We start from the raw sequence: 15,646 nt of genomic DNA, 5'->3' as shown, positions 1-15,646 counted from the left end.
CCCCCATGTGGACCCTCGTCGTCAACTGCGGGTCGAGCAGCCTGAAGTTCGCGCTGCTGGACCCCGCCACGGGAGAAACGGCCCTCGCAGGCCTCGCGGAACGGCTGGGCACGGAGGCGGCCTCGGTGCGGGTCGACCGCGGCGGCGAGCGCCGCACCGTGCCGCTCGCGGGCGGCGGGTACCCGGAGGCGTTCGGTGCCGTGTTGGCCGAGCTAGAAGCGTTGGGGCTGCGCGGGGAGGTCGGCGCGGTGGGGCACCGGGTCGTGCACGGGGGCGAGCGCTTCAGCGCCCCAGCCTGCCTCACGCCGGAGGTGCTGGAGGCGGTGCGGGCCTGCGTGCCCCTCGCGCCGCTGCACAACCCCGCCAACATCGCCGGAATCGAGGCGGCGCAATCCGCCTTCGGGGACGTGCCGCACGTGGCCGTCTTCGACACGGCCTTTCACCAGACCATGCCAGAGGTCGCCTACCGTTACGCCGTGCCGGAGAGCTGGTACCGCCAGCACGGGGTGCGGCGCTACGGGTTTCACGGCACGAGCCACGCCTTCGTGGCGGGCGAGGCGGCGCGGCTGCTGGGGCGGCCCCTGGAGGACCTCTGCCTCGTCACCGCGCACCTCGGCAACGGGGCGAGCGTGTGTGCGGTCGCGGGCGGGCGCAGCATGGATTCGAGCATGGGCCTCACCCCGCTCGAAGGCCTGGTCATGGGCACCCGCAGCGGCGACGTAGACCCCGGCCTCCACGACTACGTGGCCCGGCAGGCGGGCCTGAGCCTCACCCAGGTCACGGCGGCCCTGAACAAGGAAAGCGGCCTGCTGGGCCTCTCCGGCCTCAGCAACGACATGCGCGAGTTGGAGGAAGCCGCCGGGCGGGGCCACCCTGGGGCACGGCTCGCCCTGGAGGTCTTCGTCTACCGCCTCGCGGGGGCCGTGGCGCGAATGGCGGTGGCGCTGGGGCGGCTCGACGGGCTGGTCTTTACCGGCGGCATCGGCGAGAACAGCGCCGCCGTGCGCTCGGCCACCCTGGAGCGGCTGGGGCTGTTTGGCTTCCGGCTCGACCCGCAGGCCAACGCGCGGGCCGTGCGCGGACAGGGCGGCCTGGTCACCGCACCGGGCAGCCAGCCCCCCGCCCTCGTCGTGAACACGAACGAGGAATGGATGATTGCGCGCGAGACGCAGCGGCTGGTGGCGGGTGGCCTGTAGCGTGTAGAGCGCCGAAGTTCTCCACAAGCCACAAGCCACACGCCACAAGCCACAAGCCACAAGCCCCCAAGGAGCCTCACCATGCACACCCTCTTTGTCGCCCCCACCCGCAACGGCGTGGGCCTGAGCAGCACCGCCCTGGGGCTGGCCCGCGCCCTGGAGCGGCAGGGCCTGCGGGTCGCCTTTCTCAAGCCCATCGCGCAGACGCATGAAACGGCCACCGACGACTCGGTGCACTTTGCCCGGACCCTCGCGCACCTCCAGCCCCCCACCCCCATCGCCCTCGCGCACGCCGAAGAACAGCTCAGCCAGGGAGCCGAAGAAGACCTGATGGAGGAGGTCATCGCCCTCGCCCGGCAGGCGGCGGGCGAGGCGGGCGGGGCCGACGTGCTCGTCGCGGAAGGCCTGGCCCTGAACGAGCGCAACACCTACGCCGGAGCGCTCAACGCCAGCCTCGCCCGCAACCTTGAAGCTGACGTGGTCCTGGTCTCCAGCCTCGCCGGGGTCACGGCGGGGGCGCTCGCGGACGAGCTGGAGATTGCCGCGCAGAACTACCGCCGCTCGGACGGGTCGGGGCTGGCGGGGTACGTGCTCAACTTTGCCCCCCCTGGGCTGGATTTCGGCGGGCTGCTGGCCGAGCTGCGGGCGCGCAGCCGGGTGCTCGCGGGCGGCGAGCTGCCCCTGCTGGGGGTGGTCGCGCAGTCGCCCCTCCTCAGCGCCCCGCGCACCCTGGACGTGGCCCGGCACCTGGGGGCCGAGATTCTCAACGGGGGGGAAGCGGCCCAGCGCCGGGTCACGAGCACCGTCATCACCGCCCGCACGGTGCCCAAGATGGCCGAAGCGGGCCTCTTTGCGCCCGGCGCGCTGGTGGTGACTCCCGGCGACCGCGAGGACGTGGTCATGGCGGCGGCGCTCGCGCACCTCAGCGGGGTGCCCCTCGCGGGGCTGCTGTACACCTCCGGCAGTCAGCCCGAACCCTCGGTCGAGCGGCTGTGCCGCGCCGCGCTGACGAGTTCGCTGCCGGTGCTGCGGGTGGAAACGAACTCCTTTCACACGGCGTCCGCCCTCTCGCGGATGGATGCCCGCGTCCCGCACGACGACCTGGAGCGGATGGAGCGCACCCTCGACTTCATCGCCGACCGCCTCGACCCCGTGCCGCTCAGAGGCCGCATCAAAACCCCGCCCGCGGCGGGCGAGCGCCGCATGCCCCCCAGCGTCTTTCGCTACGAGCTGATTCAGCGGGCGCGGGCCGCGAACAAGCGCATCGTTCTCCCGGAGGGCGACGAACCGCGCACCGTGCGGGCAGCCATTCGCTGCGTGGAAAAGGGCATCGCCCGGCCCGTCCTCCTCGCCCCCCCGGAGCGGGTGCGGCAGGTCGCCGAGGGCCAGGGCCTCGCCCTCCCGGAGGGGCTGGAGGTCATCGACCCCGCCGCCGTGCGCGGGCAGTATGTCGAACCGATGGTCGAGCTGCGGCGGCACAAGGGCCTGACCGCGCCCCAGGCCGAGGCCCAACTGGAGGACACGGTCGTGCTGGGCACGATGATGCTGGCCCTGGACGAGGTAGACGGGCTGGTGTCGGGGGCCGTGCATACCACCGCGAACACCGTGCGCCCGGCCCTGCAACTCATCAAGACCGCTCCCGGCGTGCGGTTGGTGTCGTCGGTCTTTTTCATGCTGATGCCGGAGCAGGTGCTCGTGTACGGCGACGCGGCCATCAACCCCAACCCGAACGCCGAGGAACTCGCCGACATCGCCATTCAGTCGGCTGACAGTGCGCGGGCCTTTGGGATTCCGCCCAGGGTCGCCATGCTGAGCTACTCGACGGGCGAGAGCGGGGCGGGCGAGGACGTGGAAAAGGTTCGGGAAGCCACCCGCCTCGTGCGCGAGCGCCGCCCCGACCTCCCGGTCGACGGGCCGCTGCAATACGACGCCGCTTCGGTCCTCAGCGTGGGCCGCCAAAAGGCCCCGAACAGCCCGGTCGCGGGCCGGGCCACGGTGTTCATCTTCCCCGACCTCAACACCGGGAACACGACCTACAAGGCCGTGCAGCGAGCGGCGGGGGTGGTCGCCGTCGGGCCGATGCTCCAGGGCCTGCGCAAGCCCGTCAACGACCTCTCGCGAGGGGCGCTCGTCGACGACATCGTGTACACGATTGCCCTGACGGCGATTCAGGCGACGCAAACGCGGGAGGGCGGTGGGCAGGGGTAAGTGGGGAGTCGGGGAAGGGCAAAGGCTCTGGCCCCCGCCGTTAGGTTTTTGCTCCGAGCGGCGCAGGGGAGGCCGCCCGCCCCAACTCCGCAGCGCTTTTCCCACTTCCCACTTCCTACTGACCACTCACCGCCGGTTCGCCCGCCACAGCAGCCCCACCCCCGCCAGCACCGCGATGAGGTTGGGGGCGGCGGCGGCGAGGAGGGGCGGCACCGCGCCGTTTTCGCCCATCACCTTAAAGACGCTCCAGGTGGCGTAGTAGGCGAAGGTCAGCAGCAAGGCCCACACCAGTCCCAGGTTCAGGCCGCTGCGGAAGGTGTACACCGCGAGGCTGACCGCGAAAAAGGCCAGCGCGAGGGCGGCGAGCGGCTCGGTGAACTTGCGGTAAAGCGCCGTGAAGTCGGCGGGGGCGGCGACGTTCTGGGCGCGGTAGGCCCCGGTGCGGGCCAGCAGCTCTGGCAGGGGGAGGTAAAAGGGCTGCAGGGCGGCACCCGACCCGTCGAAGCTCGCCTGCACGTCCTGCACGGGAAGGGTGCCCGTCTCGAAGGTGAGGACGGTCACGGGCCGCCCATTCTCGAAGGTGATCCGGCGGCCTCCCTCCAGCTCCAGCACGTTGCTGCCGGGGCGCAGGCGGCCCTCGCGGGCGGTGATGACCTCACGGGGGGGTAGGCCCGCTTGCATGGTCACGATGCGCAGGTCGCGCAGCTCGCCGCCGGGCCGCACCTCGCCCACGTTGATGGCCCGGCCCAGGGCGTCGCGCAGCACCAGCCCCGGCTGAGACGGGTCGCCCAGGCCAATCACGCGGGGGTTATCCAGCACAATCTCGCGCTGCACGCTCTGGGCCTGCACGCGGGCGCGGGTGACCACCCCTTCATTGAGAGCGAAGGCCGCGAGCGTCACCCCCGCCGCCAGCGTCAGCACGGGCCGAAAGAGCCGCGAGGCGGGCACCCCGCTCGCCAGCGCCGCCTTGATTTCTGAGTCGGCGGCGAGCCGGGACAGCCCCAGCAGGGTGGCGAACATCAGCGCGATGGGCAGCCCCAGGGCCACCGCTTCCGGCAGGCTCAGCGCCACGAGCCGGGCGACGAGCAGGCCGCTGGCCCCTTTGGCGAGCAGCGGCGCAATGACTTCCTCCAGCAGCAGCAACAGCAACAGCAGGATGATCGCGAGCAGCGCCCCGACCAGGGGCGGCAGGATTTCCTCGATCACGTAGCGCTCGAAGCGCTTCACCGCAGCCTCCAGGCCAGCACGCCCGCGACCAGCAGGAAAAACAGGTTGGGCAGCCACGCCGCGAGCGCAGGCGGCAGCGCCCCGACGCGGGCGAGCTGCGGGGCGGTCGCCCACAGCGCATAGAAGAGGGCCACAAAGACCACCACCGCCGCAAAGGCCGCCGCCCGGTTGCGCAGCCCCAGCCCCAGCGCCCCCGCCGCGAGCGCAAACATCACCGCCGTGAGGGGGTCAGCCACCCGTGCGGCGAGCTGGTGAGCGTCCACCCGGCGCTCTTCTGGCGTGCCCGTGCCGCTCGCCAGCCGCGCCCGCAGCTCCGGGGTGCTGACCTGCTTGGCGGGGGGGGCCGGGGGTCGGGGCTGGTCCGTCTGCCGAAACACCAGGGGACCGGGCGCGGGCTGCGGGTCCTGACCGGGGCGGGTCACCCACGCGCCCGTCACCGTCCAGGTCCCAGCGGCGGTGTCCCAGGTGCCGCCCGGAGCAGTCATCGTCTCGTCGCCGCGCTGCACGAGCACCCCGTCCAGCGTGGCGACCGGGCTGCCATTTTCGCTGCGAACCCGCCCGGCGTAAAAGAACCCGTCTGGCGACGCGAACGTGTAGTTCTCTTGGGTGGGCGCGGGCTGCGGGCCGCCGTAGATGTCGTACCACGCGGCATCAAAGCGGGCCAGCCCCGCGGGGGCCACGTACCCCGCGTTCCAGTAGGCCAGCGCCGCCACGAGCGCGAACGGCAGTGCGAGCGGCCACACCAGCGAGAGGGGCCTCACCCCCCCTGCCGCCGCCGCCTTGAGTTCGCTGTCGCCCCCCATGCGCCCCAAGGCCAGCAGCACCGCAAAGGGCACCGAGAGCACCAGCGCCTCATTCAGCGTGTTGGGGGCCAGCGCCCCGAAGACCGCCAGCGCCTGCGCCGGGGTCGCCCCGTACGTCAGGAAGGCCCCGACGCTGGTGCTGAGGATGTCGGTCGAGCGCAGAATGAGAAAGAGAGCCACCCCCGCCGCGTACCAGCGCAGCGCTTCCGCGAGCAGCGCCCGGACCAGGGTACGCGGCACCCCGCCCCCCCGCCGGGCTGAGGTCGCCGCTCGTGTGCCGGGCACGGGCCGGGTCATGCCGCCTCCCCCCAGGGGGCGCGGGAGGCGAGAAGCAGGCGCGGGAGCGGCACGGGCGGCATTCTAGACCAGCCTTCCCGCCCTATCTGCCCCACCTCGATGAGAAGCGGGATGGTCCCCTTAGCTCGCCTGGGGGGCGTCGCGCCACAGGTCGCGCTCGCGGCGGGCGACGGCCTCGTGGACGCGCAAGATGGCCTCGTTGCCGTGGGCACCCGCCTCGGCGATGGCGCGGGCGGTCGCGGTGTCGAGGTAGGCCAGCCGCAGCAGCTCGTCGCTGCGCAGGCCGTCGCGGGTGTGGCGCACGCCCCGCTCGCGGCGGATGGAGGCCGAGTCGGTGCCCAGCACGCTGCGGTTGCTGATGGAGCCGAGTTGCCCGTACACCCGCCCTTCCCCGCCGTGGCGGGCCACCGTGCTCATCAGCTCGCGGCGGGCGTCGGTGCTCTCCAGCCGGGCGGCCAGCCAGCGCCGGGCTTCGGGGTGGGCGCTCCGCTCGGCAATCTCGGCGGCCAGCCGCACGTCCCCGGTCATGGCGCGGGCCAACAGCGTCTGCGCCCGCTTGCGCCAGCGCCGGGCGGCGGGGGTGTCCAGGCTAAAGGCGAGCCGGGCAAACTCGTCCGCGCCCAGCGTCGGCTCTGGCCCCGCCCCAAAGTCACGCGGGGGACTTCGTAGGTTATGTTCGGCGGCAAAAGCCCCCCAGTCGGTGGGCAGCGGCACCCCCAGGGCAGGCAGGGCCGTCGCGGCATGCAGCAGGCCGTCCGCGCTGGCGGGCAGCCGCTGGGTGCCGATTTCCAGGATATGAGGAACGGTCTTCATGCGAATATCTTAGCATATTTTCTGTTTAAAACAGAACAGCGGGGGCGGGGTAGTGCCTCCAACACAGGGGAGCGCCCCCCCGCCCGGCAGCCGCCCTCAGCGGGGGGTGACCACCAGTTTGAGGGTGGTGCTGCGGGAGGTGCCCTCGCCGACCGCCGTCACGACCACGTCGTAGATGCCGGGCGGGGTGGCGGGGGGCACCGTGAGGGTGACTTCGGTACGGCCTTCCGCACCCAGCGGGGGCGTGAGCACCTGCCCAAAGGCCTCGACGCGCAGGGAACGGGCATTCTGGGTCTGCACCTGCACGGTCAGGGTCGCGCCCGGCGAGGCCGTGCTTGGCGTGAGGCGGCCAAACACCGCCAGTGCCCCCGTCACGAAGGTCGTCACGGCCTCGCGCGGGGGCAGCGCTGCCCCCAGCGCCGGTGCCGGAACCGGCTCGCCGGGCCGCAGGGCCAGGGTCTGAGCCGCCCCGGTGGGCGTGTACCCCTCCGGCAGCCGGGTCGGGTCGAGGGCCAGGGTGTACTCCCCAGCGGGAAGGCCTCCCAGCCGCACGGTGCCGCGGGCATCCGACTGGCTCTGGCGGGACACCGGGCCGCTCAGGACCACCCCGACATAGGGCAGCGGGTTCTCGCCGGGGTCCTGGGTGCCGTTGCGGTTGGCATCGTGGAAGATGACCGCCTCCAGCCGGGTGACAGGGGCAAAGGCCACGTTTTCCTCTAGGCGGCCATTCTCGGTCACCTTGACCCGCGTGACGGCCAGCGCCTCGACGGTCGCGGGCAGGCCCGCAGGGAACTTCAGCTCGTGTTCGCCGACCGGCGCACGGACCCGGTAACGGCCAGCGGCGTCCGAAACGCCCCGCGCCCCCCCGATGTCGACCGTCACCCCGGCCAGGGGCGGCTCGTCCGGGCCGCGCTCGCCATCCAGGTCGAGGTCACGGTAGAGCACGCCCGTCACCTCGCCGCCCACCCGTCCGCCAAAGAAGTTCACGACGGCCTCCGGGGTGGCAAAGGTGCGGCGCAGGTCGTAGCTCACCCCCAGCCGCACGGCGTGCCGCAGGTCGCCCCCGCCCAGGCCCTGGGGGGCTTCTAAGCGGTAGCTTCCGCTGAGGTTCAGGCCCTGCACGCCGAGGTCGCGCACCCCCACTGTCACCCCCACGAGGTCCGCCGTCACGACGCTTTGGGGCTGCACCGTCCAGGTCCGCCCGTACTCGAAGGTGCTCGCGAGGCGCGGCGTCCACTGCCGCTCCCAACGCAGGCCCAGGCCAGAGGTGGTCACCGGGGCTGCCCCTCCCTCGGACAAGCGAGTGAACGTGAAGCGCACCGCAAAGGCGTCTGCGCCGGGGCGGTAGTCGAGTTGCGCGGCCCCACTGAGTTGTTCGCGCATCCCCTCTGGTTCGGGGTTACGTTCCCAAGCAGCCTGGGCCGCCACCTGCAGCGGGCCGCGGTTTAGCCCCACGCTCAGGGCCGCCCGGTGGGTGAGCGCTCCTGGCACGTCGTCATCGGTCGCCAGGGTGTACAGGGCCGCCGCCCGCAGGGACGCGCCCCCCACCACGAAGGGCGGCGAGACGACCCCGGCGCTCACGCTCCATTTCAGCTCGGTGCCGGGCACTGTGCCGCCCTCCACCCGCCCGCTGAGGCTGGCCCCCAGTCCGCCCGGCCCGCTGTACAGCAGGGTCCCCGACCCGCTCCAGAGCAGGCCGCCCGGCTGAAGCTGCGCGGCAGCGGCCACCCGCACCCCAAAGGGCTGGAGGGCCGTCAGCCCACCCGTCACCCCGAAGGAATGCACCCCGTCCAGGCCCCCCCGGTAGCTCTGGGTGACGTCAAAGCCCGTGCCCTGATAGCGGAGTTCCTGAGTCCAGACCAGGTTGCCCCGGTACGCGCCGCCCTCAGCCTGCCCGACCCCCGCGACCCCCAGGGTGAGGTCTAGGCCAGGAAAGAGGGAGCGCACGTACCGCACCCCGATGAGGTCGGTGCGGCGGTCATCCTCGCCGCGACTGAGCAGAAAGGTTCCGGCATCCAGCTCAAGCTGCCCGCCCGCAACCTCGGTGCTGGCCCGCACCCCCACGCTTGCGGCGCGGCCATCCGGCAGCCGGGTATAGCTCGCGCTGGGGCTGAGTTGCCACGCCCCCCAGCGCACGGTGCCGTCCAGCCGCCCCCCGCCCGCGCCCAGGCTCAGGTTGGCGGTCCAGCGCTCTGACCCCAGTTGCACCCCAAAGGACGTCGAGCCGAGGGAGGGCAGGGGGTCCGTGCGGTCGCCCGACAGACCAGACACCCCCGCTTGCCCCCGCACGTAATCCGAAAGCGCCCCGCTCAGGGTGGGTTGGAGGGCGTAGCGCACGGTCCAGTCGGTGCCCGCCGGGGACCAGGTCACCCCCACTTCTGCCGAGGTGCGCACCCGAAACAGCAGGCTCGGCCCCTCCAGCGCGGCGGCCTGCTGCCCCGCCGCCGAGCGGTACACCACATCGGTCCGCGCTCTGGCCCGCGCCTCCGGATTCCGGGCCGATTCCGCCTCCAGGAAAATGACGTAGCGGTACTCCTCGGAGACCCATTCGGTTTCCAAGGAGACGGTCACGGTGGCGGTCTCGCCGGGCGCCAGCCGGACTTCGGGCACGCTCAGGCGCGGGCGGCCATCCACGTTGGTGGCCCGCAGCCGCACGGTGTCGGGTTCGTTGCCCAGGTTGCGAACCTCCACCGGCACAGTCAGGCGCTCGCCGGGGGCCGCCTCCACATTCAGGGGGCCGCGCAGCCCCACCCGCGCCCGCCCCAGTACCCCCACACGGCTCTCAGCACGGGCCACCTCGTTGCCCCCCGCCAGCATCCGCAGCACCAGGGGCGGCGACGGCCCGACCGGGGCAAAGTCCGGCACCTGAAAGGTCACCGGCACCAGCGTGCGCCCCCGCAGCGTCAAGGTGCGCCGCCGAGTCACCGGCACCCAGTCGGGCGGACTCTCGACCTCCAGCACGTACTCGCCCTGCCCCGACGCCGCAAAGGTCAGGGTGACGTAACTCCCCGGAGCTGCCTCGCGGGAGGGCGCGGCCTCCAGAGTGGGTGCTCCGACCTGGGTCGCCGGCCCCGCGCCCTGGGCCTGGGCGGCGGCGGGAGGGCCAAGCGGAGCCGCCACCGCCGCCAGCAGCAGCCCGCCCAACAGCCACCGGGCGCGGGGCGTGGGCGTGGGAGGGGGCGTGGCAGGGGGCCAGGAGGGCGGATGTGGGGAGCGCTGTTGCATGGAAGTCTCACTCTCACGTAGGGGGAAGCAGAGAGGGACGCGGCGCTTAGGGCAGCGCCAGGGCGGTAAAGGTCAGGTCAAAGAGGTAGGCCCCGCCCGGCTCCGCGCCGGTGAGTTCCAGCGCGAACTCGACATTGAGCGGCAGCCACCCCCCCGACGGCCCGCTGCCGCTGAGCACGACCTGGGGTCCGGGGGTGACCCGCGTCCAAGGACCGCCATTGACCCGGTAGGACAGCGCGGGGAGCGGGAGGGCGCGGCCCAGGGCATCGGGCTGCGAGCGCACCTCCAGCTGCACGGTCCAGGGCCGCGGCGAACTGGAAAACACGGCAAACGCCTGCGGGGGCGCAGTGTAGCGGGCCGGAAACTGCGCCGGCGGATAGTTGCCCGGCCCCAGGTCAAAGGCCACCGACCCCGCCGGGGGCCGGCGCAACACCACCAGTTCGGGAATGAGAGGCCGCAGCAGGGCGTCCGTCTGCGCTGGGGCCGTCACCGGCACCGTGGGAAGCGGCAGCGGCCCCCCCCCTCCCCCACCCTGGGCGAAGGCCGCCCCCCCCAGGCATCCCAGGGCGAGGCAGGCGGCCCTCCAGCGGAGGCGCGCCGTCATGGCCGCCCTCCAGCTCCGGCCCCGGCACCGGCGGGCGCGGTGGGTGGGGCCTTGAGGTCAAAGGGAAGGGTGACGACATGCTCGGCGAGGATGTCCTTGTTCTTCTCGCCATTGTTCAGGATGACGAGCGCCGTGTACTGGCCTTTGGGAACCGGACCCGCCCAACTTGAACGCAAGAGCAGGTTGCGTCCCGGCAGAGCCACCGCCACATCCAGCGGAAGGGTCGCGACCAGCGTTCCGGCAGCGTCGCGCAGTTCCACTCGGCCCCGCACCGCCACCGCCGAGTTGCCAGAGTTGGTGTACTGCACAGCCAGTTCGTAGACCCCGGTGTCGGTCTTGGGCACGCTCTCGAAGATCCCCGTCACGCTCCCGGCGGTCGTCATGGGCTGCACGTGAACATACATGGTGTGGCCCACCCGCAGCCGGAAGCTCGCCAGGGTCTTGCCCGGCACCGCCGCCGGTTCTTGTCCCTCAAACATCAAGACGGCCCAGTGGGTACCGGGCGAGGCGTTGGCGGGCACCTGGATGGTGTAGCGAACCTGCTTGCTTTCCTGGCCGCCCAGCTCCAGCTCACTTGGCGACACGGTGGTCCAGCGCGCGCTGCTTTCCTTGACGCTGCCGACCGGCAGAAACTGGCTTTCGCCCACCTCGTTGATGTTCATGTCGGTCAGGTAGACGGCCAGCTTCAGCCGCACGGCGGTCTGGTTGGGGTTGTAGATGTTCAGGACCTGCGTCACCGTCTGGCCCGGCGTGACCGAGTAGTGCCGGGTGATGGGGTCCACCCCGATGGTGCCCTGAGCGAGGGCCAGGGACGCGAGGACGAACCAGCACAGACACAGCAGGCCGGTCAGCAGTCGGGCGAGGAAACGCATGGCAGAGGGCCTCCTGGGGGTGGGCAGTGCTGAGGACATCGCAGCCAACAGAAGCGAACGGGGGAAAGCAGCGCTCCTGCGCCGCCCCCCCCGCCGCGGGGTTAGTCGTCCTCGCCGTTGGCGAAGCCCGTGGTGTTGGAGGTCAGGGTGTAGGTCAGGGTGGCGATGTTGTCGCCCGCCTTGTCGCCGTCAATCACAACGGCCACAACCACGAGGTCATCCAGCCAGCTCGTGTTGGGACGGCAGGTCGCGGGCCGAGCAGGCCGCGCCGAGGGGCTGCTGAAGCTGGCGGCGGCGGCCCGCGCTCCGGTGGTGCCCACCGTCATGCGGCGGGGAATCAGCTCGCGGGTCGAGGCGGGGGGCAGGTCGTACAGACCGGTCTCGCCGCCCCAGAAGTCGCAGGGGTTGTCCTGGATGTACATCATCTGGTTGCCCTGCGCGCCCGCACCGGGGTTGTCACGCTGCACGCTCAGCTTGAAGCCGCCCACGTTGGAGAACTTCTGGATGATAAAGGCCCGGTAGCAGACGAAGTAATCCTTGCTGCCCGGCACCAGTTCGCCTTCCCGGTCCTTCTTGATGGCCGGGTACTGGGTGACCTGCGCGCCCGCGTTAATCTTGATTTCTCCGAACTTGTTGGGGTTGGGCGTGTAGGAGGTGCCCAGCGGCAGCACCTGGGTCTGGTTCCAGTACTCGTTGCCCAGGGTCTGCTTGACGTCCGGACCAAAGCCATAGGCGCAGTACCAGGTGCCGTCCTGGTTGCCAATCTGGCTGATGTCAAAGACCAGTTGGGTGACGTCAAGGTGCAGCGCGGTCGCTTGCGGCAGCTTGAGGTTCACCGTCTGGGTGACGCTGGCCGTGGTAGTGCCGACGTTGTGGGCGTCCGGTCCGGACCCCGTGGTGGGGTTGATGGTTTGTGCTCCGGCGCTCGCCGCAAGCAGCATCAAAGAAGCGGTCATCAGGTGGCGCATGGTCGGTCTCCTGGGGGTTGAGCTGAGTGGGCGCGGAAGAAGGGAGCGGGCCGGATTGCGTCGTTTCTCACTGAGCCATCGGACCTCCTGTGGGAATGCCGGGGCACGTCCCCGCGGGTTCTTCGTGCGCCCGAACTGTAAGAAAGGTCGCGTGACAGACAAATGAAGGCTCCGTGGGAGCATTCATGGTCCTCCTCAGCCCCTGAACATCTGACCCTCACCTCCAGGCCCTCTCTGCCCGCCTGCGCTCATGCGATGCCGCTGCATCTGCCGCAGGTGAGGCCGGGTTCTCATGGTCCTTACTGCACCTTCACCCCCCCTTGCAGGGAAGGTCACGGGGTGTTAACGCCCCCTTCACGGCGAGAGACCTTGAGGGTACACTGAGGCCACAGGCGCGTTTTTTCTCCGCTTCCCTCCTTCTCGTCCTTTCCGTTCCATGCGGGCACGTGCGCCCTGGCCGGTTCGTGGAGGTAGAGCATGACGACGCCAGCGCAAGGCTCCGAGCTTCCTGGCTTATGGCGGCTCCAGGTGTTGGGACATGTCACGCTCGTTCACGGGGCAGAGGTCTTGCCCCTCTTTCAAAAGGGCTTGGCGCTGGTGACCTACCTGGTGTTGGAGGGACAACCTCATCACCGCGAGCACCTCGCGGAGCTGCTGTGGGGAACTCCGGACGCGCTGGGAAACCTCCGGGTCGAGCTGCTGCGGCTGCGGCGGCGCGGCATGACCCTGTTGCCGCCCCGGCAGCCCATGCTCGCGCTGCGCTGCCGCACCGACCTTGATGACTGGGAGGCGACGCCCGACCACTTCGCCTCTGAGAGTGAGCTGCTGGAGTGGCTGTCGGTGCTGCGCGGCCTGCCCCTCAGCGGCTTAGAGGACCTGGGCACCCCGGCCTTTGGTGACTGGCTGGATGCCCAGCGCAGCGCTCTGCTCGACCGGGTCGAAGCGCGCCTGAGACGCGCCGCTTCGGCGCTGGCCGCTCGGCGCGACCGCGAGGGGGTGCGCTTGGTCGCAGCGCGGGCCGAGGCACTGGGCTTAGAGCTGGGGGTCAGCCTGGAGGCCCCCGAATCCGCCGCCCCGCTGCCCCCCGCCGCGGTCCTGTGGCCGGACCAACATGCCCAGTGGCGCGAGGTGCTGGCCGGGGCGCAGGAGCGGCCCCAGCTCGTGCTGCTGCGGGGCGAGGCCGGAACGCGGCGGCTCATGCTCGCGGCCCTGACCCAGGGCACCCCCTGGCAGACCGTCAAGGTACACGCCGAAAACGGGGCGGCGCTGTGCCAGATGGCCCTCAAGCTGCAACTGCGGCGTGTCGCGGGTGGGAACGGCCCAACGCCGCCCCCCGCCCGCCGCGCCGACTCAGACAGCTTGCTGGAACTCGCCGAGCTGCTGGGCAGTATTCCCGTGCCCCTCCTCTTGGTCTTGCACGACCCCTCGCCCGAAGACCCCTGGTGGACCCCCCTCGTCAGCCTGGCCCTCGACCTGCCCGGCCCGCTCGTCGTGGTCGTGACGGCTCCCACGCCCGGCCCCGCCACCGACCGCGCCCTGGCCCCCCTGCTGCGGCGGGTGGCTGGCCCGCGCCTGCACATCATCTCGCTGCCGCCCCTGGGGGTGGAAGAGGTCAGCGGAATGCTGCGCGAGCGGTTGCCGGAGCGGACCCCTGCCCTGGAGCAGGACATCCTCGCCATGCGCCTCACCCAGTGCTCGGAAGGCTCGCTGCCCTACGTGCAGGCGCTGCTGGAGCGCACGCCCCCGGCTCCTGATTACCGCCTCCCCGCTCCGGTGAGCGAGGTGCTGCTGAGCACGCTGACCTCCCGCACCCCCGCCGAACGCCGGGCACTCGCGCAGCTCGCGCAGGTGTACGGCCCGGTCACGCCGGACCTCGCCGCCGCGCTGCTGGGGGACGCCGCCGGCGAAGCGCTGGCGCTGGGGGTGCGGCTGGGGCTGCTGGTGCCCGTTGCCGCGACCGAGCGCCTCACCCTGCCGGCCCTGGGGGTCCGCACCCCAGACGGGGCGGCGGCGCTGGCCTTTGCCCACGAGCTAACCCGCTGCGCCCTGGCCGCCTCCCTGCCCGCCGGGGACCGGGAGGCGCTGCGGCGGGTGCTTGCCCGCGCCCTTTTGCCCACCGACCCGGCCCGCAGCCTGCTCTATGCCCGGCGAGTAGGCGACCGGGTGCTGGAGGCGCGGGCGCGGGCGGCCCTCCCCCCCTGGCGGGCGCTGCCCCAGGGGGAGGGCCTCGGCCCCCGGCCCCAGGACGTCCCCCCGCCCCCCCGCGAGGAGCACCCCCGGCACGAACAGCACACGCCCGGCGGCTACCGCCTGATTTCCGAGTGCGGGGTGTTGAGGGTGCTGCGCCGCGGCCCCCCCGGCCCCGCACCGCTGCTGACCCTGACCTGGGGAGCGCAGGCCCCCTGCAGCGTCACCCTGCGACTTGACCTGGCCCCTCCGCCGCCCTCTGCGGACACCTGGCCGCCCCCCTTTGCCCTCGGCCTGCGGGCGGCGACGGGTCCCCGGCAGGTGTATGCGGCGGGTGCGGTGCCCCCCCACGAGGAAGGCGGCGTGCTCCACGTCTTTGGGGGAATCCTGCCGCTGGGCCGCTGGGTCCGCCTGAGCTTGCCTGGCCCCCTCACCGAGCTGAGCGTGCGCGGGGGGCAGGTGGCCCTGACCCTGGCGGGTGCGGGGATAACCGCTCGTACGCTGTCCACAAACTAGCGCCGCTCCTCCAGCACCGCGAGGGCCGCTCGCGCCGTCTCTAGCTCGGTCTGGGCGGTGCGGCCAGGGGCGGCGAGGGGCGTGAGGCGCACCACGTCCGCCCACACCTGACGCCGCAGCAGGGCGGACCCCGCGCGCAGCAGGTGGGGGCCGTAGCGCAGGGCGGCGGCGAGGGGCAGGCCCCGGTAAGCCGGGTCCTCGCCCGCAGCCCGCTCCAGCCGCAGCACCGGGTAGGGCCAGTAGCCCGCGACCAAGCGCTCGGCCCGCAGGTGATAGCCGTGCTCCCGCGCCCAGACCCGGATGGGGGCGGGCGAATCGTTGGGCTGAAGCACCAGCGCGGGCGGCAACCGTTCACCCGCCCGGCGCAGGATGCCCGCCACCGTGCCCGCGCCCATCCCGGTCACGCTGGCGCTCTCGACCTCGCCGGGAACCAGGGGGCCAAAGCCATCCCCGGCCCGCACCTCCAACACCTCCTCCAGTCTGGCGCGGACCACGTTGCGCCGGGCCAGGGCCAGCGGGCCAGGGTTCAGCTCGACAATCACGCCGCGCCCGACGCGCCCCTCCCGCAGGAGGCGGATGGGCAAGTGCGCGTGGTCCGAGCCGATATCGGCGTGCGTTTCAGCGCGAATCAGCGCCAGCACGGCCTCCAAGCGGGCGTCCAGCGGGGGACGGTTCAGACCGACCGCCTCCTTTGCCCGCCGGTCTTCAGGGCTTCTTCCTTCGGTCGGGT

At 72.0% G+C, this 15,646-nt stretch carries 11 protein-coding genes; 3 read left to right on the top strand and 8 right to left on the bottom strand.

Annotated elements, in window-relative coordinates; genetic code table 11:
* The first annotated feature begins 5 nt into the window (after nucleotides 1–5).
* Both H565_RS0105515 and pta read left to right on the top strand, forming a co-directional pair.
* A complete protein-coding gene (locus H565_RS0105515) occupies nucleotides 6–1,196 on the top strand; it encodes an acetate kinase (protein WP_027460164.1) in 1,191 nt (396 codons plus the stop codon).
* 81 nt (nucleotides 1,197–1,277) lie between these two features.
* The gene (gene pta / locus H565_RS0105510) at nucleotides 1,278–3,404 is read left to right on the top strand and encodes a phosphate acetyltransferase (protein WP_027460163.1); all 2,127 of its coding nucleotides are present in this window, start codon (nucleotides 1,278–1,280) and stop codon (nucleotides 3,402–3,404) included.
* Between the two features lie 126 nt (nucleotides 3,405–3,530).
* On the opposite strand, the gene H565_RS0105500 is transcribed toward pta, so the two are convergent.
* From H565_RS0105500 to H565_RS0105470, 7 genes are all read right to left on the bottom strand, one after another.
* The gene (locus tag H565_RS0105500; protein ID WP_027460162.1) at nucleotides 3,531–4,631 is read right to left on the bottom strand and encodes an LptF/LptG family permease; all 1,101 of its coding nucleotides are present in this window, start codon (nucleotides 4,629–4,631) and stop codon (nucleotides 3,531–3,533) included.
* Nucleotides 4,628–5,731 carry an LptF/LptG family permease gene (locus H565_RS0105495; RefSeq protein ID WP_084542905.1) on the bottom strand — a complete coding sequence of 368 codons (1,104 nt, stop codon included), beginning with the start codon at nucleotides 5,729–5,731 and terminating at the stop codon, nucleotides 4,628–4,630. The genes H565_RS0105500 and H565_RS0105495 overlap by 4 nt, the downstream gene beginning before the upstream one ends.
* A 120-nt stretch (nucleotides 5,732–5,851) precedes the next feature.
* Nucleotides 5,852–6,544, bottom strand: a complete 693-nt coding sequence (gene ddrC, locus H565_RS0105490) for a DNA damage response protein DdrC (RefSeq protein ID WP_027460160.1) — start codon at nucleotides 6,542–6,544, stop codon at nucleotides 5,852–5,854.
* A gap of 96 nt (nucleotides 6,545–6,640) precedes the next feature.
* Nucleotides 6,641–9,769, bottom strand: a complete 3,129-nt coding sequence (locus H565_RS0105485) for an SdrD B-like domain-containing protein (RefSeq protein ID WP_157468889.1) — start codon at nucleotides 9,767–9,769, stop codon at nucleotides 6,641–6,643.
* Between the two features lie 46 nt (nucleotides 9,770–9,815).
* Nucleotides 9,816–10,373, bottom strand: a complete 558-nt coding sequence (locus tag H565_RS14420; protein ID WP_051363436.1) for a hypothetical protein — start codon at nucleotides 10,371–10,373, stop codon at nucleotides 9,816–9,818.
* The gene (locus tag H565_RS14415) at nucleotides 10,370–11,245 is read right to left on the bottom strand and encodes a hypothetical protein (protein ID WP_051363435.1); all 876 of its coding nucleotides are present in this window, start codon (nucleotides 11,243–11,245) and stop codon (nucleotides 10,370–10,372) included. Before H565_RS14415 ends, H565_RS14420 begins: the two co-directional genes overlap by 4 nt.
* A 101-nt stretch (nucleotides 11,246–11,346) precedes the next feature.
* Complete coding sequence (locus tag H565_RS0105470; protein WP_027460158.1) at nucleotides 11,347–12,213, bottom strand: hypothetical protein; 867 nt, start codon at nucleotides 12,211–12,213, stop codon at nucleotides 11,347–11,349.
* A 477-nt stretch (nucleotides 12,214–12,690) separates the two neighbouring features.
* Between H565_RS0105470 and H565_RS0105465 the strand changes: the two genes are divergently transcribed.
* Complete coding sequence (locus H565_RS0105465; protein ID WP_157468888.1) at nucleotides 12,691–14,916, top strand: hypothetical protein; 2,226 nt, start codon at nucleotides 12,691–12,693, stop codon at nucleotides 14,914–14,916.
* Here the strand turns inward: H565_RS0105465 and H565_RS0105460 are convergent.
* On the bottom strand, nucleotides 14,913–15,593 hold the full coding sequence (locus tag H565_RS0105460; RefSeq protein ID WP_034408500.1) for a tRNA (adenine(22)-N(1))-methyltransferase TrmK: 681 nt from the start codon (nucleotides 15,591–15,593) through the stop codon (nucleotides 14,913–14,915). The genes H565_RS0105465 and H565_RS0105460 overlap by 4 nt on opposite strands.
* Nucleotides 15,594–15,646 lie beyond the last annotated feature (53 nt).

The sequence above is a fragment of the Deinococcus murrayi DSM 11303 genome (assembly GCF_000482805.1).
Taxonomy (GTDB): Bacteria; Deinococcota; Deinococci; order Deinococcales; family Deinococcaceae; genus Deinococcus; species Deinococcus murrayi.
Note: the sequence above shows the minus strand (reverse complement) of the source record. Positions and strands in the feature narration are given on the sequence as shown.